This window comes from Streptomyces caniscabiei, from assembly GCF_014930365.1.
In the GTDB taxonomy this organism is placed as follows: Bacteria; Actinomycetota; Actinomycetes; order Streptomycetales; family Streptomycetaceae; genus Streptomyces; species Streptomyces caniscabiei.
In genome coordinates this window covers 55966-79296 of sequence record NZ_JABXWI010000033.1, presented here as the reverse complement: position 1 = coordinate 79296, position 23331 = coordinate 55966, and the positions used below count along the sequence as shown (strand labels likewise).

The following is a 23331-nucleotide window of genomic DNA, read 5'->3' as shown; positions in this document are numbered from 1 at the left end:
ACGGCGGCGGAATGGCCGTCTCAGGAGCCGTGGCCAAACAGTGGACGTGGCAGCAGAGCACCAACCTGCTGTGGACGTTCAGCCCGGTCGCCTGACCGAGGCACCGGGTGGCACACCTGGGGTCTTCCCCGGCGGGCGCCGACGACCGGTCGGCGCCCGGCAGACAGAGCCGTACCCCTGGAAGCGGGGGCGGGGGGCGATAGGGGTTGGCTCAGGGGCGAGGGCCGAGCAGCCTTGCCGGGGGCGGGCCGTCGTCCCCCTTGTCCGCGGATCGGAAGGATTCCGTTCTATGCGCGTGCTCTTCGCCACCCACGCCGAGAGAACCCACTTCTACAGCATGATCCCGCTCGCCTGGGCACTGCGGACCGCCGGGCACGAGGTGTACGTGGCGTCGCAGCCGGCGCTGACCGACGACATCACCCAGGCCGGGCTCACGGCCGTGCCGGTCGGTGAGGACCACACGTTCCTGCGGGAGTTGGAGCAGGCCGGCGGTCAGGCGGGCTCCTCGGGCGGAGTGGCGCAGGACGGCAGCGTCGAGCCGCCCGAGACATGGGAGGGGCAGGGGCTGCTGTACCGGACGTTCGTCGACTTCTACATGCGGGGCGTCAACAACGACGCCTTCGTGGCAGGACTGGTCGACTTCGCCCGCCACTTCCGGCCGGACCTGGTCGTCTGGGAGCCCTACACCTTCGCCGGGCCGGTCGCCGCGCGTGCCGTGGGCGCGGCCCACGCGCGGCTGGTGTTCAGCCCGGATCTGCTGCAGCAGATGCGGCGGACGTTCCTGCGGCTGCGTGGCCAGGCGCCCGAGGATCAGCGTACCGACCCGCTGGAGCCATGGCTCGGACCTCTGCTGGAGCGGTTCGGCGGCGGTGCGTTCGGGGAGGACGTCGCCGTGGGGCAGTGGACGATCGACACGGTTCCGGCCGACGTCGCGTTCCCGCTGGACGTGCGCCGGGTCCCCATGCGGTACGTGCCGTACGGCGGGCCCGCCGTCGTGCCGGCGTGGCTGCGCGAGCCGCCCACCCGGCCCAGGGTGTGTCTGACCGGCGGGACGAGCCTGCGCGACCAGGCGGGGCAGGACGGGTTCTCGATCGGTGACCTGGAGATGTTCGACGGCCTGGACATCGAGCTGATCGCCACCCTGAAGCAGCGGCCGGGCCGGGAGGAGCCGGTGCCGGCCAACACCCGGCTGGTGGACTTCGTACCGCTGCTCGCGCTCCTGCCGAGTTGCTCCGCGGTCGTCCACCACGGCGGCGGCGGAACGTGGGGCACCGCCCTGGGGGCGGGTGTGCCGCAGCTGCTGATCGCGGAGTCCTGGTACGCCCTGCACAAGGGCAGGCATCTGGAGGGCGTCGGCGCGGGCCTGTACGTCTCGGATCGGGCGGAGTCGCGCGCGTCGCTGGAGCGGCTGCTGGGCGATCCGTCGTTCGGGGCGGGCGCGCGCAGGCTGCGGGACGAACAGATCATGGCCCAGCCCACACCGGGCGAAGTGGTGCCGGTGCTGGAGAAAGTGACGGCCGATCACCGCTGACGAGGGAGCTGGCCGGCTCCCGGTCGTCGGGGTCGTGTGCCGGGGCGGCACCGGTCGGTCCGGTGCCGCCCCGGCGCACGACCTGGCGTGGGTCGTGCGCTTCGCGGTCGGTGTCACCTGCCCGCGCGTGTCTCCATGGCCTTGCGCAGTGCCGTCGCCACCGTCCTCACGTCGGAGTCGTCCAGTCCGTTGTGGAGCGGCAGACACAGGGTGCGTTCCGCTGCCTCGTCGGCGTGCGGGAGCGACTGGTCGGTGGCCCCGTAGAGGGGGACCCTGTGCAGCAGGGGGTAGCGGAACGTGGTGTAGACACCAGCCGCGTACAGGTCGCGGGCGACCTCGTCCCGTACGCCGGGGTCCATCTGCACCCAGTAGAAGTAGTACGAGGAGTGGTGTCCGTCGGGCAGGGGCGGGGGCAGCGTCAGGCCGGGGACGTCGGCGAGTTCGCAGTCGTAGAGCTCGACGATCTGCTTGCGGCGGGCCACGAATCCGGACAGGCGCCGCAGTTGCACGGTGCCGATGGCCGCCGTCAGGTCGTTGCCCACGATGCGCCGGCCGACCTCGGGGACGTCCAGGTCCCACCAGCGGGAGGACGCCGGCCCCGCCTGGCCGAAACCGCTCGGCCGCGCCAGTCCGTGGTAGGCGAGACGCCGGGCTCGGGCGGCCCGGTCGGGGTCGCGGACGTACAGCATGCCGCCGTCGCCGCAGACGAGCATCTTCATCGCGTCGAAGCTCCACACGGCCAGGTCGCCGAAGGTGCCGGCGGCCCGCCCGTCGACGTGGGAGGAGACCGCGCACGCGGCGTCCTCGATCAGGGCGACACCGCGCTCGCGGCAGAGGTCGGCGACGGCCGCGACGTCTCCCGGCCGGCCGCCGTAGTGGAGGAGCATGACGGCCTTGGTGCGGGGGGTGAGCACGCGGGCGACGTCGGCCGCGGTGGGGTTGAGGGTGCGGGGGTCGACGTCGCAGAAGACGGGACGGGCGCCGCGGTCGGCGACGGCGTTCGCGGCGGCGACGAAGCTGACGGAGGGCAGGACGACCTCGTCGCCCCCGCCGAGCCCGAGCAGTTCCGTGCCGAGGAACAGACCGGCCGTCGCGCAGTTGATGAAGACCAGCCGGTCCGGCTCGACGCCCAGGTGCGCGGCGAACGACGCCTCGAACGCCTTGGTCCGGGGCCCGTGGCCGATCCAGTTGCTGTCGAAGACCTCGGCGACGGCCGAGAGTTCCTCCTCGCCCAGCCGGGGCTGGAACACCTGGATCACGACGCCTCCCGGGGGCGGACGCCGACGAAGAGTCCACGGCCGTTGGGGCCGCCCTCCAGGTACTCCACGGTGAGGCCGGCGGTGCGGAACGCGGTCTCGTACTCGTCCCGGGTGAAGAGCGAGAGGATCTCGTGGGAGCCGAACTCCCTGATGCCGCCCACGCTTTCGGCCACCGTGTAGCGGACGGTCATGCTGGTGGCGTCGCCGTCGCGGACGGAGTGGGAGAGCCGGCTGACGACTCGTCCCTCCTCCTGGGCGACGGCACCCGTGACGAAACCGTCCAGGAACTTCTCCGGGAACCACCAGGGTTCGAGGACGAGCACACCGCCGGGTTCCAGGTGGTCGGCCATGCGGCCCACGGCCCGGCCCAGTTCGTCGGTGTTCGCCATGTAGGCGACGGAGAAGCAGAGGCAGGTGACGGCGGCGTAGGCGCGGTTCCGTGCGAAGGTGCGCATGTCCCCGAGGTCGATCGTGATGCCGGGGAGCCGCCGTCGCGCTATGCGGCACATGCCTGCGGAGAGCTCGACGCCCGCGACGTCCCGAAAGCGCTCGCGGAAGGCCTCCAGGTGCTTTCCGGTGCCACAGGCCACGTCGAGGAGGGAGTCGGCTCCCGGGTTGCGGACGACGACGAGGGCGGCGACGGCGTCCGCCTCGGTGCTCCAGTCCCGGCCCCGGGAGGCGTGGACGAGGTCGTAGATGTCGGCGTGTTCGTCGCTGTAGGCCATCGCCGGTCGGGAGGTGGCGGAGGTCAAGGGGGTGTCCTTTCCTGGGGCGGTGGGCGGCTGCGCGCGTACGCGGCCGGTCAAGGGAACCGGACCACTATCTGGAGGCGCTGATCCGCAAGCCCGGCGCCTTCCCAGGAGCCACCGCCCTCGAACAGGCCCGCTCCGCTGGGAAGTTCACCCCGGTGCATGACGACTGGTGGGACGCGGCCCGGGCGGCCCACGGGGACAAGGACGGCACCAAGGCCCTGATCGAGGTCCTGCTGCTGGGCCGCCACATGAGCCATGAGCACATCGTCGCCGGACTGGCCATGGCCCTGGGGGCCGGCGCCTTCACCGCGGACGCGGTCGCTCTGGAGGCTCGCAAGGCAGCGGAAGCCGACGAACTTCCGCCCTCCCCACCTGTCCGCGAACGTCCGCCTGAGCTGTCTGGGCCACCGCGGGCGACGGTCACTTTCCTGGCCGACTGGCGAATGTCCCATCTACCGCCCGACACCCGGCCGCTGCCCTCGGTGGCCCCCTACGACCAGCTGTTGCGACACCGCCGTCAGGGCGGTGGCACCGCCAGCCAGGGAGATGCCCCGTGAGTGCCCAACGCCATCGTGGTCTGAGCGAACAAGCCGCCGACACCGCCATCGACCAGGCATGCCGGATGCTGCGGCTGCCCACCATCCGGAGCCAGTTCCCCGACCTCGCCGATGCAGACTCCCGCGAGCAGATGTCCTACAAGGGCTTCCTCGCCGAACTGCTGCTGGCCGAGTGCGACGACCGGGCCCGCAGGCGTTCGGAACGGCGCATCAAGGCCGCGGCTTTCCCCCGCGAGAAATCACTGCGGGCGTTCGACCCGCACGGCTCGATCAAGGACATGTGGAAAGCGCGGTTCAGCTCGAACTGGGCCACACCTGCATGCCCCTACACCTTCACAAAGGCACTGGCCCCTACCCCGCTATGCACCCCGCCACGTGACCTGGCCCACACAAGAGAGCATCCTCGCGGTCCCCATGACGCGCTCTCCCCTCCCTCCTGGGCGCAGTCACCACGGGACGCCTTCATGTCATGCCCCCTCAGCGGTCACGCAGCCCAACGTCGCGTATAGTCAGGCGAGTTCCAGCATCGTGCACAGGCACCCGCGGATGGCACCGTCCCCTGTCCCGCCGCAGCCACCAGTGGTGGCGATGCTGCCCTCTTCGGCGCCCACGAGTCCGTCCTCACCACGTTGCGCGCCGGTGCGTCCCGTCTCCCACTCAAGGACAACGCCCCCGACCAACACGCCCGGTTGGTGGGCACCTTGGCAGCAGAAGGTGCCGCGGTGTCACGGAAAGCAGGTCCGCATCGGGGGCAGGGACACCTCGCACGGCCTGAAGGGTGAGTCAGCCGTTGAAGCTTCCCCAAGGCCGGGTAGTTAGCGTTTTTGCAGGTCACGCAAGGGGGTCGTTTCCGGTGCGACTGCCGCGTAGCGTCCCGTGCGGACCCTCTTGATCATTCCCTTCTTGGTCCAGCGGGCGAGTTGTCGGTAGGTGGCGACGAGGGTGACGTCGCCGAGGAGTTCGGCGATCTCCCTTGAGCGCCAGAGCCGTTCGGGTTCTGCCTGCAGGATGGTGAGGACACGTGTCATGCGGTTGCTGGTCCGGCCGGGGCCGACGTACTGGGGGACCGTGGTCGTGGGCAGTGCGGGCTCCGGCGCCGGCGGCGGCAGAAGAGTGATCACCGTCGAGGTCACGGCCTTGCTGGCGTCGGGGCGGCCGTCCACTTTCCCTTCCGCGTAGCGGGAAGTGGGGGACTTCACCTTGCGGGTACTGACGCGGCTCCGGCGTGCGGGCGATAGCGCCGACAGGACGCGTCGGCCGATCTCCCCGATGCCCTGCTCGAAGACTCCTTCTGCACCTACCAGCAGGTCACGGGCGGTCTGGAGGGCGACGGTGAAGCCGCAGCGGTCGGGATCGGTGCCTGGCTGGGACTCCGCCGCCTGGACCATGGTGCGGCGCAGAACCTGGTAGAGGGTGAGAAGAGCCCACACCTCCTGCTCGACGCCGGCCGGGTCGTGCGAGCGCAGGACACGTCCGTGCAGGATGGTGTGACGCAAGGCGTAGTAGGCGCTCTCGTGCTCCCAGCGCTCGTGATATAGGTGCACGAGGCGGTCGGCGGGGTAGCGGCGGGCGTCCAGGAGCGTGGTCACCAGACGGTAAGAGCCCTCGAAGTTGCTGCCATCGGTGCAGGTGATACTCACCTGGGCTTCGATGATGCGCACCGGGACGCCGCCGATGACCGAGAGATAGGAGGAGTCGGCGAGAGTTTGAAGGACTGGTGGGCGGCGGCGCTGGCGGATGCGGCCCAGGACCTGTGCGCCGGTGGCGTGCGCGGCGGTGAGGAAGTCGTTGCTGTCGAAGCCCCGGTCCCACAGCACCAGCATCTCGGGGCCCAGATGGTGCAACAGCCTGGTGGCGTAGGAGGTTTCGCCCTCCCGGGTGGGGCCGAAGACTGCCGCGATGACGGCCCGGGTGCCGGTCTCGACCAGCGTCATCAGCTCGACCTGGGGATACCCGCCGTGCGGGCACCGCTCCAGCCAGCCCCGGTTGCGTTCGCTGTCAAGCACCCTGATCGAGCTGCAGCCGTCGAACGACACCGTCCGATACGGCCCGAACCGTGCCGCCGACCACCACGGCCGCGCCCGCCATGCGGTCCACACGAGCAACCCGATAGCCCTCGCACACACGCCGGTGGCCGGGCCCGAAGGCCCGGCCACCGACAGAACAGACGAGACCCCCACCGTGACTCCCGCAGTCGACGCCCATGTCCGCCTCGACGCCCACCCCACTCACCCCAGCGCCGTCCTGACCGGCGCCCAGGCCCACGTCGCCCTAAAGCGTGTTGCAGAAGGCGGCGGAGAGGGCATTTCCCGTGTATGCGTGGGGTGTTGAGGGCTGAGCCGTTGTGGGTGGAGACGTTCACGGGACTGCGGATGCGGCAGTTCGAGCGGCTGCTGAAGGTGGTCCGTGAACGGGCCCGGTGGCGGCCGTCCGTGGTGCCTGCCGCTGGCCGACCGCGTGCTGCTGGTCGCCGTGTACTACCGAACCAACCTCACCATGCGCCAGCTCGCCCCGCTGTTCGGATGCTCGCCTGCGACGGTGTGCCGGGTCATCCAGCGACTGCGGCCGCTACTGGCCATCGAGCCGGCAGCGGCTCCGGCAGACGCGGTAGACCGGCTGTGGATCGTGGACGGCACCCTGATCCCGGTCCGTGCCCGGACGACCGGAGCGTCTTCACGCAACTACCGGTTCTCGGCGAACGTGCAGGTCATCATCGATGCCGACACCAAGCTGGTCGTCGCCGCGGCCCACCCGGTGCCCGGCAACACCGCTGACGCGAAGGCCTGGCGCGACTCCGGCCTGGCCCGGCACTGCGAAGGCGTGACCGTCCTGGGCGACGGCGCGTACATCAACACCGGGCTCGTCGTCCCGCACCGCAAACGCCCCGGACGGGCCCTGCTGCCCGGCGAAGAGGAGGACAACGCAGAGCACCGCAAAGTCCGAGCCCGCGTTGAGCACGCCTTCGCCCGCATGAAGCACTACAAGATCCTCCGCGATTGCCGCCAGCGCGGCAACGGCCTCCACCATGCGGTGCAAGCCGTCGCTCACATGCACAACCTCGCACTCGCAGCGTGATCAGACTGCTCCCAGAGCACTCCTGACCTGCCCGGACACGACCTTCTGCAACACGCTTTAGGAGTCCTTGCAGAAAGATCGTGTTGTGGCACGGTGGAGAGGTATGTGATCCCGTCTTTTGTGGGGTGTGACCATGGCGCGGCGGAAGCCGTGGGAGGTCAGTGACGAGTTGTGGGCGGTGATCGAGCCGCTGTTGCCGAAGCATGAGCGGCGGTTCCGGTATCCGGGGCGCAAGCGGATCGATGACCGCAGGACGCTGCAGGGTGTGCTGTTCGTCCTCTACACAGGTGTCCAGTGGGAGTTTCTGCCGCAGGAGCTGGGGTTCGGTTCGGGGCCGACGTGCTGGCGTCGGCTGGCCGAGTGGCAGGAGGCGGGGGTGTGGGAGGAGCTCCGGCGGGTGCTGCTGGACGGGTTACGGGCGGCGGACCGTCTGGACTTCTCCCGCGTCACCGTCGACGCCTCGCATGTGCAGGCCAAGCGGGGGCGAAGTAGCCCAAAAGTCGGTCCGAGCCCGGTTGACCGTGCACGGCCGGGCTCGAAGCATCACGTGTTGACCGATGCCCGTGGCACTCCGCTGCGGGTGTCGCTGACCGGCGGTCACCGTCACGATGTCACCCAGCTTCTGCCGCTGGTCGACAGCCTTGGGCCGGTACGGGGCAAGCGGGGCCGGCCCCGGCGCAAGCCCCGCGTCTTGTATGCCGACCGCGGCTATGACTACGACATCTACCGCAGCCGTCTGCGCGAGCGCGGCATCACACCGAAGATCGCCCGACGAGGCCGGCCACACGGCTCGGGCCTGGGCAAAGTCCGGTGGGTCGCCGAGTCAGCCATCGCCTGGCTCCACGGACCCCGCCGCCTACGGACCCGCTGGGAAACCAGAGACGACATGCACGATGCCTTCCTCCAACTCGCCCACTGCATGACCCTCGCCCGCAAGCACCCGGCTTTCTGAAAGCACCCCTAAGTCACAACGTCTCGTCCAGTCGGTCGCGCGGGGGCCGACCCCTCGCATGTTCGAATTCTAGTTCGATAATGTGGGGAAGGAGGAGGTGGGTGGGCCATGGGAGCCGATGAGACGGCCCGCGAGGTGTCCACGGTCATGCACGTGCGCTGCCCGGACCAGGTCCCGGAAGCCGTCTACCGGGAGGTCCTGGAGCAGCTCGCGGAGCTGTCGCCGGTGGTACAGGCGCTGCCGCCGTCGGCCGCGCTCGTGGAGCTGCGCAGGGCGCTGCCGTACTTCGGCGTCGACGCCCACCGCCTCGGCCAGACGCTGCGCGTGAGAGCCGGTGCCCGCCTCGGGATCGATCTCCGGATCGGGATCGGACCGACCATGAAGCGCGCGGGTTCGAGGAATCCAGGCCCTCCTTGCACGGGAACCTGATTGCTGTGCAGGTATCCAACCGGCTTGGGCGGGCGGGTTCGTTGCTCCTTCATTGTCTTGGAGCCGTGGGTGGCGGCATGGTCGCGACGGCAACGAGGGCTGCTAGGGCGGAGATGAGTGCAAGCAGTGTGAACAAGCCGGGGTATCCGCCGGGTGGTCCGGCGAGGGCAGCGCCTGCGAAGGGGGCGAGAGCCGAGGCGATGGTGGCTGGGGCGGCCAGGAGGCCGGAGAGGCGGCCGTAGTGGGTGGTGCCCCAGCGGTCGGTGACGGCGGTGGCCTGGAGGAGGGTGAGGTTGCCTCGCACCGTGCCAGCCGCGATCGCGATGCCGACGAGCAGGGGGTATGGGCCGGTGACCATGGCGAAGGCTGCGGTCGTGGCGCCGCCGAGTGCGATCAGGGTGACGGTGCGGGTGGTGACGCCGGTGTGGCGGGCGAGGGTGGCGTACAGGGTGCGGCCGAGGGTCTGTCCCACGCCGCCGAGGCCGAGGGCCCAGGCGGCGGCGGTGGGGCTGGCGCCGCGTGTGATCAGCAGGGGTACGAGGGCGATGACGACCGCGTACATGGCGAAGCTGTTCAAGGTCATCGCTGTGGCGAGCATCAGAAACGGGCGGCTGCGGGTCACCGAGCCGCTACTGCCGGTGTGCCCTTGAGACGGTGGCGCTGGGGCCGGTGCCCAAGGGCCTCGTAGGGCGAGGGCGTGGGCGGGGATGGTCACGAGGGCCAGGACCACCGCGAGTACGGCGTATGTGGTGCGCCAGCTCAGGTGCTCGGCGAGTACGGCGGTCAGGGGTGCGAAGGCGGTGGAGGCCAGGCCGCCGGCGAGGGTGACGATGGTGAGGGCGCGGATGCGGTCGCTTCCCCACCAGTGGGTGAGGGCGGCGAAGGCGGGCTGGTAGAAGGTGGCGGCCATGGCCACGCCGGCCAGGAGCCAGGCAGCGGTGAAGGCCGCGAGGTTGGGCGCGGCGGCGAGGCCCAGCACGGCGATGACGCCCAGGACGGAGCCGGTGGTCATCACGGCGCGCGGGCCTCGGCGGTCGAGGATGCGGCCGACGGGGATGCCAGTGAGGGCGGAGACGAGGAGCGCGCCCGAGAAGGCGGCGGTGGTGGCTGTGGTCGACCAGCCCGTGCTGGCGGTGATCTGGGGGTTCAGGACGGGAAAGGCGTAGTAGACGATTCCCCAGCTGGTGATCTGGGTGGCGCACAGGGCGGGCAGCGCGGCGCGAGGCCGTGACAGGACCCCCGTCCCGGTCACGGCCCCGCTGGCACGGAGGTCGGTCATCGGCGGATCAGCAGCAACCGCCCGCGGCGACCGGTTCCTTCGCGCCGATGTCGGCCTCGGCCGTGCCGGTGCAGCAGGTGCTGCCCTGCTGTTTGGCGAGGGAGTCGGCGTCGGCCTTCACGACGTAGACCTCCCAGGGTTCCTGGCCGGGGCCCTGGACCCAGACCTTGTCCTGGAGGGCGTAGCAACAGGTGGTGTCGTTCTCCACGTCGGTGGCCAGGCCGGCCTCGCCCAGGCGGGCGGTGGCGGCATGGACGGCCTCGGTCGTCTCGACCTCGACGCCGAGGTGGTCCATGCGGGTCGCCTCGCCCGCCACGCCCTCGATCAGGACGAGCTTGAGTGGGGGCTCGGTGATGGCGAAGTTGGCGTAGCCGTCGCGGAGCTTGGCGGGCTCGATCCTGAAGAGCTTCGTGTAGAAGGCGACGGACGCGTCGAGGTCGGGGACGCGCAGGGCGAGCTGTACGCGGGATGTCATGGCGAACCTCCTGGGGTGGTGGGGTGTTCAGCAGCCGCCGGAAGTGGCGGCCGGGGCGCCGATGCCGATCTGAAGGGTGGAGAGCGCGGCGCAGCAACCGCCGCCCTCGCTGCTCTGGGCGGCGTCGGGGTCGTCGAACAGACCCGCGCCGCCGCATACACCGGTCTCCGGGAGGGTGAGTTCGACACGTGCGGCGGCCTCGCGGTCGCCGGCGATCGAGGCGGCGATGGAGCGGACCTGCTCGTAGCCGGTCATGGCGAGGAAGGTGGGGGCGCGGCCGTAGGACTTCATGCCGACCAGGTAGACGTCCTTCTCCGGGTGGGAGAGCTCGTTCACGCCGTGCGGGTAGACCGTGCCGCAGGAGTGGACGTTGGGGTCGATCAGGGGGGCGAGCGCGGTGGGGGCCTGAAGGCGTTCGTCGAGGCCGAGGCGGAGTTCGGAGAGGAAGGACAGGTCGGGGCGGAATCCGGTGAGGACGATGACCTCGTCGACCGGGTTCAGACGGCGCCCGTCCTCGGCTGCGAGGACCAGTCGGCCGTCGGCGTCGCGTTCCACCGACTGGGTGCGGAATCCGGTGACCGTGCTCGCGTGGCCGGCCTCGACCGCTTCCTTGGCCCGCAGGCCGAGCGCGCCGCGCGCGGGAAGCTCGTCCGCCTCGCCGCCGCCGTAGGTGTTGTCGCCGATCCCGCGGCGCAGGACCCACACCGCGTGCGTTCCGTCCTCCTCCTTGGCCAGGTCGGCGAGGTACACGAGGGCGGTGAAGGCGGAGGCGCCGGAGCCGATGACCGCGGTGCGCTTGCCCGCGTACCGGGCGCGTACGGCCGGGTCGCCCAGGTCGGGGACACGGTGGGCGATGCGGTCGGAGGCCGCCTTCTCCCCTAGGGCGGTCAGGCCGTCGGCACCCATCGGGCTGGGGGTGGACCAGGTGCCGGAGGCGTCGATGACGGCGCGGGCGGTGATGCGCTCCTCGCGACCGTCGGCGAGCTGGACGTGGACGGTGAAGGGCTGCTCGTCGCGGCCGGAGTCGACGATGCGGTCCCGCCCGGCGCGGGCGACGCCGGTGACCGTGGCGCCGTAACGGACCTTCTCGCCGAGGACGTCGGCGAGCGGCTGCAGGTACTGCTCGGCCCAGTCGCCGCCGGTGGGGTAGCCGGTGCCGTCGGGGCGGATCCAGCCGGTCGGGGCGAGAAGCTTCTCGGCGGCCGGGTCGGTGACCTCGGCCCAGGGGGAGAACAGCCGGACGTGCGCCCAGGCCCGTACGGCGGTGCCGGCGGACGGCCCTGCCTCCAGGACGAGCGGTTCGAGGCCGCGCTCGATGAGGTGGGCGGCGGCGGCCAGGCCGATCGGGCCGGCTCCGACGACCACGACGGGCAGCTGGTCGGTGGTGGGCACGTTGTTGATGGACATGGCCACGAGATTCCCCTTTGCTTCGACATTCGTCGATGGCTTGCGCGGCCCAGCATGGCACCTGTATTGATGAGCGTCAACATAGACATTCATCAAATTCAGGGGGTAGGGGTCGTGGAACACATCGATGTCGCGGTGATCGGGGGTGGCCAGTCCGGGCTGGCCACCGCGTTTGCCCTACGTAGGCAGGGGCTGCAGCCAGTGGTGCTGGAGGCGTCCGAGCGGGCGGCGGGGTCGTGGCCGCGCTACTACGACAGCCTCACCCTCTTCTCGCCGGCCCGGTACAGCTCGCTGCCCGGCATGCCGTTCGGCGGCGACCCGGACCGCTATCCGCACCGCGACGAGGTCGTCACCTATCTGCTGCGCTGCGCCGATCATCTGGACGCCGAGATCCGCACCCGTGTCCGGGTGAGGGAAGTCCACCTCGAAGACGGCACGTTCACGCTGAACCTGGAGGGCGGCGGGCGGCTGGCAGCGCGCGCCGTGATCGCCGCCACCGGGACCTTCGGGCGCCCCCATCGGGCGGACCTGCCAGGACTGCAGAGCTACACCGGCACTGTGCTGCACGCCGCCGACTACCGCGCGCCCCAGCCATTCGCCGGGCAGCGGGTCGTGGTCGTCGGCGCCGGGAACTCCGCGGTGCAGATCGCTGCTGAACTCGCCGGGCATGCGCGGGTGACACTCGCGGCGCGGCACCCGGTGCGGTTCGCCCGCCGGCGCGCCCTGGGCCGGGACCTGCACTGGTGGCTTGCCCGTAGCGGACTCGACGCACTGCCCGTCGGCCGCTTCCTGCGCACTCCGCCGACCCAGCCGGTCATCGACGACGGCCGCTACCGGGGCGCCGTCACCTCCGGACGGCCGGACCACCGTCCGGTGTTCACCGACATCGACGGCACGAAGGTCACCTGGGCCGACGGCAGTACCGAGGAGGCCGAGACGATCGTGCTGGCCACCGGCTACCGCCCCGACCTGGGCTACCTCGCCCCGCTCGGCGCCCTCGACGCGACCGGGCATCCTCGCCACCGTGAAGGGATGTCGCTGACGCACCTGGGGCTGGCGTACGTCGGGCTGGAGTGGCAGCGCAGCCTGTCGTCGAACTCCCTGCGCGGGGTCGGGCGGGATGCCGCCCGGGCCGCGCGACGCATCGCCGCCCACTTGTCCCGCAACTGAGGCCCTACGACCCTCGCCCGACTGGTTCGACGTATGTCAACATAGATGCATGTCGAACACGAAGGTGCTGCCGCTCCTGAATGCCACCGGCGAGGGGGCGGCGCCGTGCTGCCCGCCGCTCACCGAGCGCCCGTTCACCGCGGAGGAGGCTGAGACAGCCGCGCGCATGTTCAAGGCGCTCGGCGACCCGGTGCGGCTGCGGCTGTTCTCCGCCGTGGCCTCGCACGAGGGCGGCGAGGCGTGCGTGTGCGACATCTCCGACGTCGGCGTCTCCCAGCCGACCGTCTCCCACCACCTGAAGAAGCTCAAGGAGGCCGGCCTGCTCACCTCCGAGCGGCGCGGCACCTGGGTCTACTACCGGGTCGAGCCGTCCGTACTGGCCGCGATGGGCAAGCTGCTGACCATAGCCCCGGCCGCAGCCTGACCTGTCCCAAGAACGGGCTCACCCTGGTCTGGTCGGGAGGCGGGCACGCACGTCGCAACGCCGCCTGCCCGGCCTTGACCGAACGTCACTGCGGCTTCCGCTGCCAGAGTGAGCGGTCAGCAGCAGTCGCAGCCCGATCGGCAACCGCAGGTATCTCCTTCTGCGGTCGTGACGGGCTTCAGCGTGGCTGCGGGCGTGGCGCAGCAGCCCTTGCCCTGCCAGGCGTCGCGGCCTTCTTTGGCCGCGACGACGGCGATGACCAGTGCCGCGACGGGGTCGGCCCAGGACCAGCCGACGGTGGCATTGAGGACCAGGCCCGCCAGGAGCACGGCGGACAAGTAGGTGCACAGCAGGGTCTGGCGGGAGTCCGCGACCGCGGAAGCCGAGCCGAGTTCACGTCCGGCGCGGCGCTGCGCGGCGGACAGGAACGGCATCACCAGCAGGGAGAGCGCGGCAAGCACGATGCCGGGAATCGAGCGGTCGGCCTCGCCGGTGCCGGCCAGCGTCCGCGCGGCGTCAACGGTGATGAAGGCGGCGAGGGCGAAGAACGAAACGGCGATGATCCGCAGGGCGGTCTTCTCGCGGGCCTCGCGCACGTCATGGTCCACTGCGGAGAACTGCCACGCCACGGCCGCCGCTGAGGAGACCTCGATGACGGAGTCGAGGCCGAAGCCGATCAGCGCGGTGGACGAGGCGAGACTGCCGGCGGTGATCGCCGCGATCGCCTCCGCCACGTTGTACGTGATCGTGGCCGCGACCAGGAGGCGTATGCGGCGGGTGAGCTGGTCCCGCCTGCTCGGCAGGATCCCGAGGGAGAGTTCCGCCATCAGCAGCAGCCCTTCTCCTCGGCCTCGGCGCAGGTGCGATCGGTCTCGACCGCGACGACGGCGCTGCGCAGGTCGTCCAGCGCATGCCCGAGGCGCGGGTCGGCGAGTTCGTAGCGGGTGCGCCGCCCGACGGGCACCGCGACGACCAGACCGCAGTCGCGCAGGCAGGCCAGGTGGTTGGAGAGCCGCGTACGTGAAATGCCCAACTGCTCGGCCAGGTCGGAGGGGTGCGCCGGACTCTCGCGCAGTGCGAGCAGCAGACGGCAGCGGATGGGATCGGCGAGGGCACGGCCGAAGCGCGCGAGCACGTCGACCTCGGAAACGACGGTCAGCACCCCGACAACAGTACAGAGAATCCTGAATTCAGGAAACCATGGACTATCGGGTGGGGGCTCCCAGGAGGACGGCGATCTCGCGGGCTGCCTCACGGGCGGGACGGCCGACGCCGATCAGGGTCGCGGAGGCGGGTCCGGTCCAGTCTCCGTAGCCGAGCAGGTGCAGACGCGGCTCGTCCACAGCCCGTGTGCCGACGGTCGTGATGTGGCCGCGTCGGCCCCGCAGCTGGAGCGGGGCGAGGTGGGACAGGGCGGGCCGGAAGCCGGTGCACCAGATGACCGCGTCGGTCTCGGCGCGGGTGCCGTCGGCCCATTCGACGCCGCCGGGGACGAGGCGGGTGAACATCGAGCGCGCCTTGAGCAGGCCGCGGTCGCGGGCTTCACGGACTGGCGGTACGGCGACGATGTCGCCGAGTGAGGCGACGCCGCCGGTGTCGGTGTGGCCCTGGTCGAGGGCGTGTCGGCGGGCGGTGGCCGCGTCGAAGAGGGCGCGGCCGTCGATGTCGTCGGCCAGGTAACGGGGCGGGCGCTGGGTAACCCAGCTCAGCTCGGTGTCGTAGGCGAGGTCGGCGGCGATCTGCGCGCCGGAGTTGCCGCCGCCGACCACGATCACCCGGCGACCCGCGAAGTCCTGCGGGCTGCGGTACTCGATGGTGTGCAACTGCCTGCCACCGAAGGCGCCACGGCCGGGGACGGCAGGGAGGAAGGGGCGCCACCAGGTGCCGGTCGCGCTGATCACGGCGCGGGCGCGCCAGGCCCCGGAGTCGGTCTCCACACGCAGGAGCCCGCCGTCGCGGTGGACGCCGAGGACACGTACCGGCCGCTCTACGGGAAGCTCGTACCGCTTCTCGCAGTCGGCGAGATACTCCACGACGTGCTGCGCGTCGGGGTACTCCTGCCCTGTCTGCGCCGGCATGAGCCGCCCGGGGAGCGAGGAGTAGGTGGCCGGGGAGAACAGGTGCAGGGAGTCCCAGGTGTGCTGCCAGGCCCCACCCGCTGTGGCCTGGGCGTCGAGGACGACGAAGTCCAGGCCCAGGCGGCGCAGGTGGTATCCGGCGGCAAGCCCGGACTGGCCGCCGCCGATCACCACCACCGGGGACGTCCGCGTCACTCGGCGGCGTCCCGCCCGGGCAGGAAGATGAGCGCCACCAGCGCCAGTCCGACCACGCCACCGATCAGCTGCATGCCGATGAACCCGGCGACCGACCCGGGAGCGATGCCGGCGAAGGTGTCGCTGAAGGTCCGGCCGATGGTCACCGCCGGGTTCGCGAAAGACGTCGAGGAGGTGAACCAGTACGCGGCGCCGATGTAGGACGCGACAGCCACGGGGGCGAAACGCAGCTGGTCGGTGCGGGCCAGGCCGAAGATCAGCAGGATCAGGCCGGCGGTGGCGACGACCTCGCCGAGCAGCAGGTGCCCGGCCGAGCGGTCGTGGGTGGACCACTCCACCAGCGGCTTGCCGAACATAGCGTCCGCCAGGATCGCGCCCGCGATCGCTCCAATGATCTGCGAGGGGACGTAGACGGCAGCCTCGCGGATCGTCACGCCCGCGCCGCCGCGCCTGCCGGTCCACCATTCGGCCAGCGTAACCACTGGGTTGAAGTGCGCGCCGGAGACCGGGCCGAGCAGGAGGATCAGAACGCCGAGGCCGAAGACGGTGGCCAGGGAGTTGGCCAGCAGCTGCACTCCGACGTCCTTCGTGAGCTCGGTGGCCTGGATCCCGGAGCCGATCACCACCGCCACCAGGGCCGCGGTGCCGACCAGTTCGGCGGCGGCCCGGGCCGCCAGCGGCCTGCGCGGCGGGGTGGCGCCCGGCACGGGCTGCGGCTCGGCTGACGGTATGGCCGACTCCGCGGCGGATTCGTGCGTGGCGGTCAACAAGACTCCTTGGTGCAGTCGCCGGGGGCGGCGAGGTTCAGGGGCAGGACCGCTTGTTGTCGGCGGCCGAGCGGGCGGACTCGGCCAGGTCGGCGAACTGGCCCGCGAGCAGGGCGATGACGTCGGGCTTGAGCCGGTAGTACGTGTACCGGCCGCACGGCTCTGTCTCCACGACCCCGGCCTCGCGCAGCACTCTCAGGTGGTTGGAGAGGTTGGTCTGCCGGGCACCGGTCTCCTCCACGAGGTGGGTGGTGCACAGCATTTCCTTGGCGAGCAGGGTCACGATCTGGAGCCTGAGCGGGTCGGCCAGCACCCGGATCAGGTCAGTGTCGACTGACGTCATCATGTGCTGATACTGTCACATCAGCGGTGGGTGACACCACCGGGTGCTGACATCATTCGCACCTGATTCGGTCGTGAGACAAGAGAGAGCCTCTGATGTCCGACAAGCCCTCCGTGCTGTTCGTCTGCGTCCACAACGCCGGCCGCTCCCAGATGGCCGCCGCGTGGCTGACCCACCTGGCCGGGGACCGCGTCGAGGTCCGCTCCGCCGGCTCCAACCCAGGCGCCGGCGTCAACCCGGCCGCCGTCGAGGCCATGGCCGAGGTCGGCATCGACATCTCCGCCGAGGTCCCGAAGATGCTCACCGTCGACGCCGTCAAGGAATCCGACGTCTGCATCACCATGGGCTGCGGCGACACCTGCCCGGTCTTCCCCGGCAAGCGCTACCTGGACTGGCAGCTGGAGGACCCGGCCGGCCAGGGCGTCGAGGCCGTGCGCCCGATCCGCGACGAGATCAAGGCACTGGTCGAGGGCCTGATCAAGGAGATCGCGCCGGAGATGACGGCGTGAGCAGCGGCGAGGTACGCAACGTCATCGTCATAGGCTCCGGCCCCGCCGGATACACCGCCGCCCTCTACACCGCCCGCGCTTCGCTGAAGCCGCTGGTCTTCGAGGGCGCGGTCACGGCCGGCGGCGCGCTGGTGCAGACGACCGAGGTGGAGAACTTCCCCGGCTTCCCGGGCGGCATCATGGGCCCGGACCTGATGGACAACATGCGGGCCCAGGCCGAGCGCTTCGGCGCCGAGCTCATCCCCGACGACATCATTGCCGTCGACCTCACCGGACCCGTCAAGAGCGTCACCGACAGCACGGGCGCGGTCCACCCGGCGAAGGCCGTCATCGTGGCGACCGGCTCGCAGCACCGCAAGCTGGGCCTGCCTGGCGAGGACGCTCTTTGCGGCCGAGGTGTGTCGTATTGCGCGACCTGTGACGGCTTCTTCTTCCGCGAGCACGACATCGTGGTGGTCGGCGGCGGCGACACAGCGATGGAGGAAGCCACCTTTCTCTCCCGCTTCGCCCGCTCCGTGACCGTACTCCACCGCCGCGACACGCTGCGCGCCTCCAAGGCCATGCAGGATCGCGCCTTCGCCGACCCGAAGATCTCCTTCGCCTGGAACAGCGAGGTCGCCGCAATCCACGAGGACGGCGGTGAACTCGCCGGACTCACCCTGCGCGACACCATCACCGGCGAGACCTCCCACCTCCCCGCCACCGGCCTGTTCGTCGCCATCGGCCACGACCCGCGCACCGACCTGGTCACCGGCCAACTCGACCTGGACGACGAGGGCTACCTCAAGGTCGCCTCGCCCTCCACCCGCACGAACATCCCCGGTGTCTTCGCTGCCGGCGACGTCGTCGACCACACCTACCGCCAGGCCATCACCGCCGCTGGCTCCGGCTGCGCCGCCGCACTGGATGCCGAGCGGTACCTCGCCGCCCTCAGCGACGCCGACGCCGCGGGCGAACCGGCCGTAGCCGCCGTCTGACGTACCGGAGACACAACATGGCACTCAAGAACGTCACCGACGACTCCTTTGACCAGGACGTCCTCGCCAGCGACAAGCCCGTCCTGGTCGACTTCTGGGCCGCCTGGTGCGGCCCGTGCCGACAACTCGCCCCGTCGCTGGAGGCGATCGCCGCCGAGCACGGCGACAAGATCGAGATCGTCAAGCTCAACATCGACGAGAACCCGGCCACCGCCGCCCGGTACGGCGTGATGTCGATCCCGACGATGAACGTCTACCAGGGCGGCGAGGTCGTGCAGACCATCGTGGGCGCCAAGCCCAAGGCCGCCCTCGAACGCGGCCTCGCCGACCACCTCGCCTGATACGCGACACAGGCGGGGGCGCCCCCAGCGCGCCCGCCGAGCCTCCTTTCCGTGATCTCCGATCTCGGCGGAGGCATCCCGGTGGCCCGACACATCGTCGCTACCGGCGACAGCGACTGCGGCATCAGCGCGCCTGCGAGGCCGAGAGCTGGATCCCGACAGCGACGTCACCGCGGTGGTGCATGACGCCTGCCCGAACTTCTCCATCTGCGGCATCCCGTACCAGGCATCCGGCGCGGTCTGCCAACTCCCTTGTCGTTGAGTAGGGTTGGAAGGCCGAGTCGTCGACGTGCTGCCGCACTTGGCGGGCGTCGCGATAGAGGGCATACGAGCTGAGGGCGGGCGGCGCATCATCACCTCGGCCGTTCACGGTGGCCTGATGCAGCCTCCGACGCGGAGGGCCAGGATGCACGGACCTATAGTGGTGTGCCGTTCATCGGCTGATGCGTCGATCGTTTCGCGCACGGAATGGTCCTACGGGGGAGAACCAGTGCCGCCAGATGCTGTGTTCAACGCCGTGATGCGACGCCGCGCGGACCTTGAATTCACCTCGGGCTGGCAGAGTGCGGTGGCTGAGGCCTCGCGGGGGCGGCCCCTTCGGCTCCGCTTGGCACGCTGGTTCCACCTGATCTGCGTGGCCGCTCCGCCGACGGCTGTGTTCTTCACACTGACGCCGTCCTCGGCGTTGTTCCCTCTCGCTCTGCTGTGCGCCGCCTTGCTCTCTCTGCGGATGGGACTTCAGGCCTGGCTGACACGGAAGTCACTCCGGACGACTCTGCTGAAGTCACTGCTGAATCCGGTCGTCATCGTCCCGGCGGCCTTGATCCTTTCGAGCCCGGTGGGAGGGTCGCTGGCGGATCTCTGGTCGAACGCAAACCCGTTCACCGGGGTCGGCGGTGGCCTGCTGCTGGCCTTCGCTGCGCTCCTGCGCATGTATTCATTCCGGCTGGCCCCGTTCGTCTCGTCGCCATTCTGGCGGCTGCTGCTGATCGCCCCAAGCCTCGCGTTCATCCCTGGCAACATGCTTTTCCTGTTGTCGGGAGTGTGCGAGCCGCGGCACGAACTGCTGGTTCCCACGGCTTTCGTACTCGCCGTGGAACTGTTGCCCGTGCTGACGGCCGCGTGCTCGGACGGGCACGGGGTCTGGCGGACTTCGTGGGACGAACTGCGCGGAGAAAGCGGACCTCGGTTCACCGACCAGTACGGCACCTGGCGTACCACTTGGGCGGGGCTGCGCGGGGAAAGCAGCTTGAAGTACCGGACCGCAGTGGCGTGTTGGGCCTGGGACACCGTGCTCTCACGGCCCGCCAGGCCGGACTACGGTGCCGTCACCGCCATGGCGGAATTCGCCTGGCACTCCTACCGCGGTGCACTCGCCGACCGAAGGCCCCTGAGCATCCTGTTACGGCGGCAGCTATTCGACGGGGCCTGTGAGGCGCTGCCATGGCTGGCGATGGCCAACAATGCCCTTCTCGCGGTCGAGGCGAACGCCGCCCGTGTGCCGCCCGAACACCAGACAGTCGTGCTGCGTGCGCATCTGACGGCGCACGCGATGGTGGAGGCCACCGCGGTCATGGCCTGGGGGCACCTCGACCGCCCCGAGGAGGCCTACCTGGCCGCACGAGACGTGGCGCGGGACTTCCGGCTGCTGGGCAAGCCCGAGTGGGCAGACCTCTATCGAGTGTGTGCCGCCGCGGTGAGCGCACGGCACGCGGAGAATCCCAACAGGGCCGCGGCCGACCTGCGTGAACTGCTGCGAGAACGGGCCGTGACCGGACGGTACGGCACACCCGCGCACCACGCCGCCGTGCAGCTGACCGCGCTGCTGGCGCACCATGTCGACCTGCGGAAGCCCGCCCTGGAGTTGCTGGCCGGCGTGTCACAGATGCCCCACCCCGGCGTGAAACACCTGGAGAACGACGGGATCTCCAAGTGGGCGGTGGGAGCCCTCTGGGACGCTGCCATCTACGACTTGAACCGCTACTTCCTGGGACGGGACTTCTTCGAGGCATACGGAGAGACATCGCCCTTCCGGAACACGCGATCACCACACCCCGGCGAGCCCTTCCCCGGCAAAGGGCTCGCCGACATCGTCCCCCCGGTCCCGACGTCCTCCTGTGAGGATCCGAGCGCGCTGACACGGGAGGCGATCACCTTGCTGGATGTCCTCATCGACCGCTACGGCGACCAGCGGCCCTGGTCCCGGGCAGAGCAAGATCATTTGGATGCACAGGAAACAACAATGCGCGTGGCGGAGCAGCTCCGAGCCTTGCAGCATATTCTTCACGACCACCCTCCCCCGACGGAGCTGGACGAGCTTGTGGCCAAGCGCCGACTAGCCACGGAGACCGTGGACTTCCTGCTCAAGGAGGACCCCGATCCCTCTGGGGCGCTGCGCAAGGCGTTCACCCACACCGAGAACGTACGCGCCGCCAAACTCAGTTCCGATCTCGCTCTGCGCGCCGCAGAGAAAGGCCCGGCGAACGGTCCCCGAGACTCCCCGTACGAGCGCGTGAATCCGCAGAGTGACCGGTACATGATCTCCCCTCAAGCCCTGGCACGTGTCCGCACCGGCAACGCGGGAAGCGGGGAACTGGACAGACAGCGTGGTGTGCTGGACTTCGGCCAGGTGCGCGCACTCCTCGCGACAACTGACGACCGTGCGCTTCTCGTGTCGTACTGGCACGACGCGAACCGCACCCTGGTCTTCCTCCTGCGGGCACACGATCCGGCCCCCACGCTGGTATCCGTGCCACATACCGGTAAAGACCTGGAGGATCTGGAGGTGGTTCTGCGGAGCATCCAGTCGGACGACCGGCGCCTCGCACCCACACCCTGGGACGCGGCGTGCCAGCCGCTGGTCAGTATGCTCGCGGAGCACGCCGAGCCCGGTGAGATGGTGTGGGTGGTACCCGATGGGATCCTGCACCACGTCCCCCTTCACGCCATCGCGCTCCCGGACGGGCGGGCGCTGCTGGAACGCAACCCGGTCTGCTTCTCCCCCAGCGCCTCGCTGATGCAGTTCTGTCTCGTCGGAACACGGCCTGCGGTGCCCTCCTCGGTTGGTGGCGGACCGCACCTCGGACGACCCCCTGCCCTTCGCCGGCCTCGAAGCCGCCACCGTCGCCGCCCATTTCCCCGATGTCATCCGCCCGTCCGGAAAACACGAACTCCTGGAACTGCTGGCCACCCGCTCACTCGACGTACTACACCTGACCTGCCACGGGTACTTCGAACCAGGCCGTCCCCAGGCCGCCGCCGTGGTTCTGGGACAAGGAGAGGAACTCACCGCCGAAGACGTGCTGGACCTGCGCATGCAGGTGGGGCTGGTGACGATCGCGGCCTGCGAGAGCGGTCTGGGCTCTCTCGACCTGGCCGAGGAACGGCTGGGCCTGGTACGCGCGTTCGTGCAGGCCGGGGCCTCGGCCGTGCTGGCCAGCCTGTGGCCCGTCGACGACTTCTCGGCCTGCCTCCTCATGGAGGGCTTCTACGCCGGGCTCCGCCAGGGCTTGCCACGGGCAGAGGCGTTGCGCCGCGCCCAACTGGCTCTGCGCGCGGCCACGGCACGAGACGTACGGCGGTACTGCCTGAGGCAGCGCGACCTGCTCGGTGATCCGGACGACCAGGCCGCCAACGAAGCCGTCCTGGCGCATTTTGCGGCGCTGCCGCCAGACGTGCTCGTGTTCGACGACCCCTATCATTGGGCGGTCTTCCAGCTCTACGGCGACGGGCGGTGACCCGGTGCCGACCACCTTCCTCCAGGTCTGCCTCATAGTTGTCGCCGTGCTGCCAGGAGCGACGTACCAGTTCACACGCGAGCGGGCGCGCGGCCCTCTCCCGCAGCACAGCGAGCTGAGCGAGCGCATCCTGCGGGCCCTGGCGGCCTCCCTCGTCCTCGACATCGCCTACGTCCTGATCTTCGGCAACACCCTCACCGGGCGGCTTCCACTGTCAGCGAGCCACTGGGAGGAACTGTCGGCCTCTCCTCGTGCGGCAGCCCTCCTCGCTCTGGTGCTGCTGATCGCCGTCCCGGCCGCAGCCGCGTGGGCCGTGTCCCGGCTGGAGAGAGGCCGGCAGCCGACGCAGTACCTCGCCACTCCGTCGGCATGGGACCACCTCTTCGCGGGGCTCGGGTCATGCTTCATCCGGGCCCGGCTCAAGAGCGGCCACTGGGTGGGAGGCTGGTACGGCTCCCGTTCCTATGCTTCGTCACATCCCGCCGCCGCGCATGATCTGTACCTGGAAGCGGCATGGCGCCTCACGCCTTCCGGCGCATTCGAGTCGAGGGTGCAGCAGACCGAGGGCCTCTACATCCGGCTCGACGACATCGAACTACTGGAAATACTCTCCCCGGAGCAACAATGAGCAACACCGGCTTCCGCTTCGGCTCACGCGGCTACCGTCCCCGTGACCAGCGCACCGAACCCGCGATACCCCCGGCCGGGCCCGCAGGACTGAGCTACGAAACGGCCGAGGGCAACACCACGCCCCACGAGAGCGAACCGGGGACCACCGTGCGGCGCCGGCGCGAGGAACCGACCTCGCCGACGCCCGATGCCCGAAGCGAGCAGCAGACCACTCCCTCGCCTCATGACACCCTCGGCGCTCTGTGACCACAGGGGGTACATCACCTCCGCACGACTTCAGCTCCGGCATCGTCAAAGCCCTCGAAGACAGCCCCGGTGCCCCCTACCCCGACATGCCGTGGCGAACGTCAGGCGCGGACAGCTACACCGGCGCGTTCCACTTCACGATGCGGAAGATATCGTGGATCTCGATGGCGGCCGCCTCCAGCGGGGCGGTTCTCTGTT

At 70.2% G+C, this 23331-nt stretch carries 24 protein-coding genes and 2 pseudogenes; 14 read left to right on the top strand and 12 right to left on the bottom strand.

Features of this window, described 5'->3' with window-relative positions:
* Positions 1-289 precede the first annotated feature (289 nt).
* Positions 290-1531 (top strand): activator-dependent family glycosyltransferase, encoded by a 1242-nt coding sequence (locus tag HW837_RS46135; protein ID WP_193382666.1) that lies wholly within the window; start codon positions 290-292, stop codon positions 1529-1531.
* A gap of 113 nt (positions 1532-1644) precedes the next feature.
* Here HW837_RS46135 and HW837_RS46130 read toward each other — a convergent pair whose 3' ends face one another.
* Together HW837_RS46130 and HW837_RS46125 are read right to left on the bottom strand one after the other, a co-directional pair.
* Positions 1645-2790: a DegT/DnrJ/EryC1/StrS family aminotransferase gene (locus HW837_RS46130; RefSeq protein WP_193382667.1), complete on the bottom strand. Its 1146-nt coding sequence runs from the start codon at positions 2788-2790 to the stop codon at positions 1645-1647.
* Positions 2787-3542 carry a class I SAM-dependent methyltransferase gene (locus HW837_RS46125; protein ID WP_313895671.1) on the bottom strand — a complete coding sequence of 252 codons (756 nt, stop codon included), beginning with the start codon at positions 3540-3542 and terminating at the stop codon, positions 2787-2789. The genes HW837_RS46130 and HW837_RS46125 overlap by 4 nt, the downstream gene beginning before the upstream one ends.
* 155 nt (positions 3543-3697) lie before the next feature.
* On the opposite strand from HW837_RS46125, the gene HW837_RS46120 reads away from it, so the two are divergent.
* Positions 3698-4099: a hypothetical protein gene (locus HW837_RS46120; RefSeq protein WP_052683203.1), complete on the top strand. Its 402-nt coding sequence runs from the start codon at positions 3698-3700 to the stop codon at positions 4097-4099.
* Positions 4096-4356 (top strand): annotated as a pseudogene (locus tag HW837_RS46115) (ATP-binding protein); the annotation flags it as partial. The gene HW837_RS46120 and the pseudogene HW837_RS46115, both read left to right, overlap by 4 nt.
* Positions 4357-4914: 558 nt before the next feature.
* On the opposite strand, the gene HW837_RS46110 reads toward HW837_RS46115, so the two are convergent.
* A complete protein-coding gene (locus HW837_RS46110) occupies positions 4915-6105 on the bottom strand; it encodes a transposase (RefSeq protein WP_193381966.1) in 1191 nt (396 codons plus the stop codon).
* Between the two features lie 309 nt (positions 6106-6414).
* Here HW837_RS46110 and HW837_RS46105 point away from each other — a divergent pair.
* From HW837_RS46105 to HW837_RS46095, 3 genes and pseudogenes are all read left to right on the top strand, one after another.
* Positions 6415-7174: pseudogene (locus HW837_RS46105) on the top strand (transposase family protein).
* A 133-nt stretch (positions 7175-7307) separates the two neighbouring features.
* A complete protein-coding gene (locus HW837_RS46100; protein ID WP_193381965.1) occupies positions 7308-8126 on the top strand; it encodes an IS5 family transposase in 819 nt (272 codons plus the stop codon).
* A 108-nt stretch (positions 8127-8234) separates the two neighbouring features.
* Positions 8235-8555, top strand: a complete 321-nt coding sequence (locus tag HW837_RS46095; protein WP_237270694.1) for a hypothetical protein — start codon at positions 8235-8237, stop codon at positions 8553-8555.
* Positions 8556-8604: 49 nt separating this feature from the next.
* On the opposite strand, the gene HW837_RS46090 is transcribed toward HW837_RS46095, so the two are convergent.
* The 3 genes from HW837_RS46090 to HW837_RS46080 are packed head-to-tail and all read right to left on the bottom strand — an operon-like array spanning position 8605 to position 11716.
* A complete protein-coding gene (locus HW837_RS46090; RefSeq protein ID WP_193381964.1) occupies positions 8605-9834 on the bottom strand; it encodes an MFS transporter in 1230 nt (409 codons plus the stop codon).
* 7 nt (positions 9835-9841) lie between these two features.
* Positions 9842-10309, bottom strand: coding sequence for an ArsI/CadI family heavy metal resistance metalloenzyme (locus HW837_RS46085; protein WP_045563364.1), 468 nt, complete (start codon positions 10307-10309; stop codon positions 9842-9844).
* A 27-nt stretch (positions 10310-10336) separates the two neighbouring features.
* Positions 10337-11716, bottom strand: coding sequence for an FAD-dependent oxidoreductase (locus HW837_RS46080; RefSeq protein WP_045563363.1), 1380 nt, complete (start codon positions 11714-11716; stop codon positions 10337-10339).
* Between the two features lie 114 nt (positions 11717-11830).
* On the opposite strand from HW837_RS46080, the gene HW837_RS46075 reads away from it, so the two are divergent.
* Entirely contained in the window at positions 11831-12886 is a 1056-nt protein-coding gene (locus tag HW837_RS46075) for a flavin-containing monooxygenase (RefSeq protein ID WP_193381963.1), read from the top strand.
* A gap of 49 nt (positions 12887-12935) precedes the next feature.
* Positions 12936-13310, top strand: a complete 375-nt coding sequence (locus tag HW837_RS46070) for an ArsR/SmtB family transcription factor (RefSeq protein ID WP_045563361.1) — start codon at positions 12936-12938, stop codon at positions 13308-13310.
* Between the two features lie 116 nt (positions 13311-13426).
* Here HW837_RS46070 and HW837_RS46065 read toward each other — a convergent pair whose 3' ends face one another.
* Genes HW837_RS46065 through HW837_RS46045 form a run of 5 tightly spaced genes read right to left on the bottom strand, consistent with a single transcriptional unit; the run spans position 13427 to position 16696 of the window.
* Positions 13427-14137, bottom strand: coding sequence for a cation efflux transmembrane domain-containing protein (locus tag HW837_RS46065; protein ID WP_193382976.1), 711 nt, complete (start codon positions 14135-14137; stop codon positions 13427-13429).
* The gene (locus tag HW837_RS46060) at positions 14137-14472 is read right to left on the bottom strand and encodes an ArsR/SmtB family transcription factor (RefSeq protein ID WP_045563359.1); all 336 of its coding nucleotides are present in this window, start codon (positions 14470-14472) and stop codon (positions 14137-14139) included. Before HW837_RS46060 ends, HW837_RS46065 begins: the two co-directional genes overlap by 1 nt.
* A gap of 43 nt (positions 14473-14515) precedes the next feature.
* Positions 14516-15583, bottom strand: a complete 1068-nt coding sequence (locus tag HW837_RS46055; RefSeq protein WP_193382977.1) for an ArsO family NAD(P)H-dependent flavin-containing monooxygenase — start codon at positions 15581-15583, stop codon at positions 14516-14518.
* The gene (locus HW837_RS46050) at positions 15580-16350 is read right to left on the bottom strand and encodes an aquaporin (protein ID WP_045563357.1); all 771 of its coding nucleotides are present in this window, start codon (positions 16348-16350) and stop codon (positions 15580-15582) included. Before HW837_RS46050 ends, HW837_RS46055 begins: the two co-directional genes overlap by 4 nt.
* A 37-nt stretch (positions 16351-16387) precedes the next feature.
* A complete protein-coding gene (locus HW837_RS46045) occupies positions 16388-16696 on the bottom strand; it encodes an ArsR/SmtB family transcription factor (RefSeq protein WP_045563356.1) in 309 nt (102 codons plus the stop codon).
* 92 nt (positions 16697-16788) lie between these two features.
* Here HW837_RS46045 and HW837_RS46040 point away from each other — a divergent pair, with 92 nt between their 5' ends.
* The 3 genes from HW837_RS46040 to trxA are packed head-to-tail and all read left to right on the top strand — an operon-like array spanning position 16789 to position 18520.
* Positions 16789-17202 carry an arsenate reductase ArsC gene (locus HW837_RS46040; protein ID WP_045563355.1) on the top strand — a complete coding sequence of 138 codons (414 nt, stop codon included), beginning with the start codon at positions 16789-16791 and terminating at the stop codon, positions 17200-17202.
* Positions 17199-18179, top strand: a complete 981-nt coding sequence (trxB, locus tag HW837_RS46035) for a thioredoxin-disulfide reductase (RefSeq protein WP_193382978.1) — start codon at positions 17199-17201, stop codon at positions 18177-18179. Before HW837_RS46040 ends, trxB begins: the two co-directional genes overlap by 4 nt.
* 17 nt (positions 18180-18196) lie before the next feature.
* Positions 18197-18520 (top strand): thioredoxin, encoded by a 324-nt coding sequence (gene trxA / locus HW837_RS46030; protein WP_045563353.1) that lies wholly within the window; start codon positions 18197-18199, stop codon positions 18518-18520.
* A gap of 2335 nt (positions 18521-20855) precedes the next feature.
* Here trxA and HW837_RS46025 read toward each other — a convergent pair.
* On the bottom strand, positions 20856-21464 hold the full coding sequence (locus HW837_RS46025; protein WP_193382979.1) for a hypothetical protein: 609 nt from the start codon (positions 21462-21464) through the stop codon (positions 20856-20858).
* A 121-nt stretch (positions 21465-21585) separates the two neighbouring features.
* Between HW837_RS46025 and HW837_RS46020 the strand changes: the two genes are divergently transcribed.
* Genes HW837_RS46020 through HW837_RS46010 form a run of 3 tightly spaced genes read left to right on the top strand, consistent with a single transcriptional unit; the run spans position 21586 to position 23133 of the window.
* Positions 21586-22257 carry a CHAT domain-containing protein gene (locus HW837_RS46020; RefSeq protein ID WP_193382980.1) on the top strand — a complete coding sequence of 224 codons (672 nt, stop codon included), beginning with the start codon at positions 21586-21588 and terminating at the stop codon, positions 22255-22257.
* A gap of 4 nt (positions 22258-22261) precedes the next feature.
* Entirely contained in the window at positions 22262-22885 is a 624-nt protein-coding gene (locus HW837_RS46015) for a DUF6338 family protein (protein ID WP_052683201.1), read from the top strand.
* Entirely contained in the window at positions 22882-23133 is a 252-nt protein-coding gene (locus HW837_RS46010; RefSeq protein ID WP_193382981.1) for a hypothetical protein, read from the top strand. Before HW837_RS46015 ends, HW837_RS46010 begins: the two co-directional genes overlap by 4 nt.
* Positions 23134-23331 lie beyond the last annotated feature (198 nt).

Coding starts and splice junctions, on each gene's coding strand:
- HW837_RS46095 (WP_237270694.1), top strand. CDS start 8,235: ATGGGAGCCGATGAGACGGCCCGCGAGGTGTCCACGGTCATGCACGTG.
- HW837_RS46040 (WP_045563355.1), top strand. CDS start 16,789: ATGTCCGACAAGCCCTCCGTGCTGTTCGTCTGCGTCCACAACGCCGGC.
- trxA (WP_045563353.1), top strand. CDS start 18,197: ATGGCACTCAAGAACGTCACCGACGACTCCTTTGACCAGGACGTCCTC.
- HW837_RS46045 (WP_045563356.1), bottom strand. CDS start 16,696: ATGATGACGTCAGTCGACACTGACCTGATCCGGGTGCTGGCCGACCCG.
- HW837_RS46135 (WP_193382666.1), top strand. CDS start 290: ATGCGCGTGCTCTTCGCCACCCACGCCGAGAGAACCCACTTCTACAGC.
- HW837_RS46090 (WP_193381964.1), bottom strand. CDS start 9,834: ATGACCGACCTCCGTGCCAGCGGGGCCGTGACCGGGACGGGGGTCCTG.
- HW837_RS46070 (WP_045563361.1), top strand. CDS start 12,936: ATGTCGAACACGAAGGTGCTGCCGCTCCTGAATGCCACCGGCGAGGGG.
- HW837_RS46010 (WP_193382981.1), top strand. CDS start 22,882: ATGAGCAACACCGGCTTCCGCTTCGGCTCACGCGGCTACCGTCCCCGT.
- HW837_RS46080 (WP_045563363.1), bottom strand. CDS start 11,716: ATGTCCATCAACAACGTGCCCACCACCGACCAGCTGCCCGTCGTGGTC.
- HW837_RS46100 (WP_193381965.1), top strand. CDS start 7,308: ATGGCGCGGCGGAAGCCGTGGGAGGTCAGTGACGAGTTGTGGGCGGTG.
- HW837_RS46065 (WP_193382976.1), bottom strand. CDS start 14,137: ATGGCGGAACTCTCCCTCGGGATCCTGCCGAGCAGGCGGGACCAGCTC.
- HW837_RS46085 (WP_045563364.1), bottom strand. CDS start 10,309: ATGACATCCCGCGTACAGCTCGCCCTGCGCGTCCCCGACCTCGACGCG.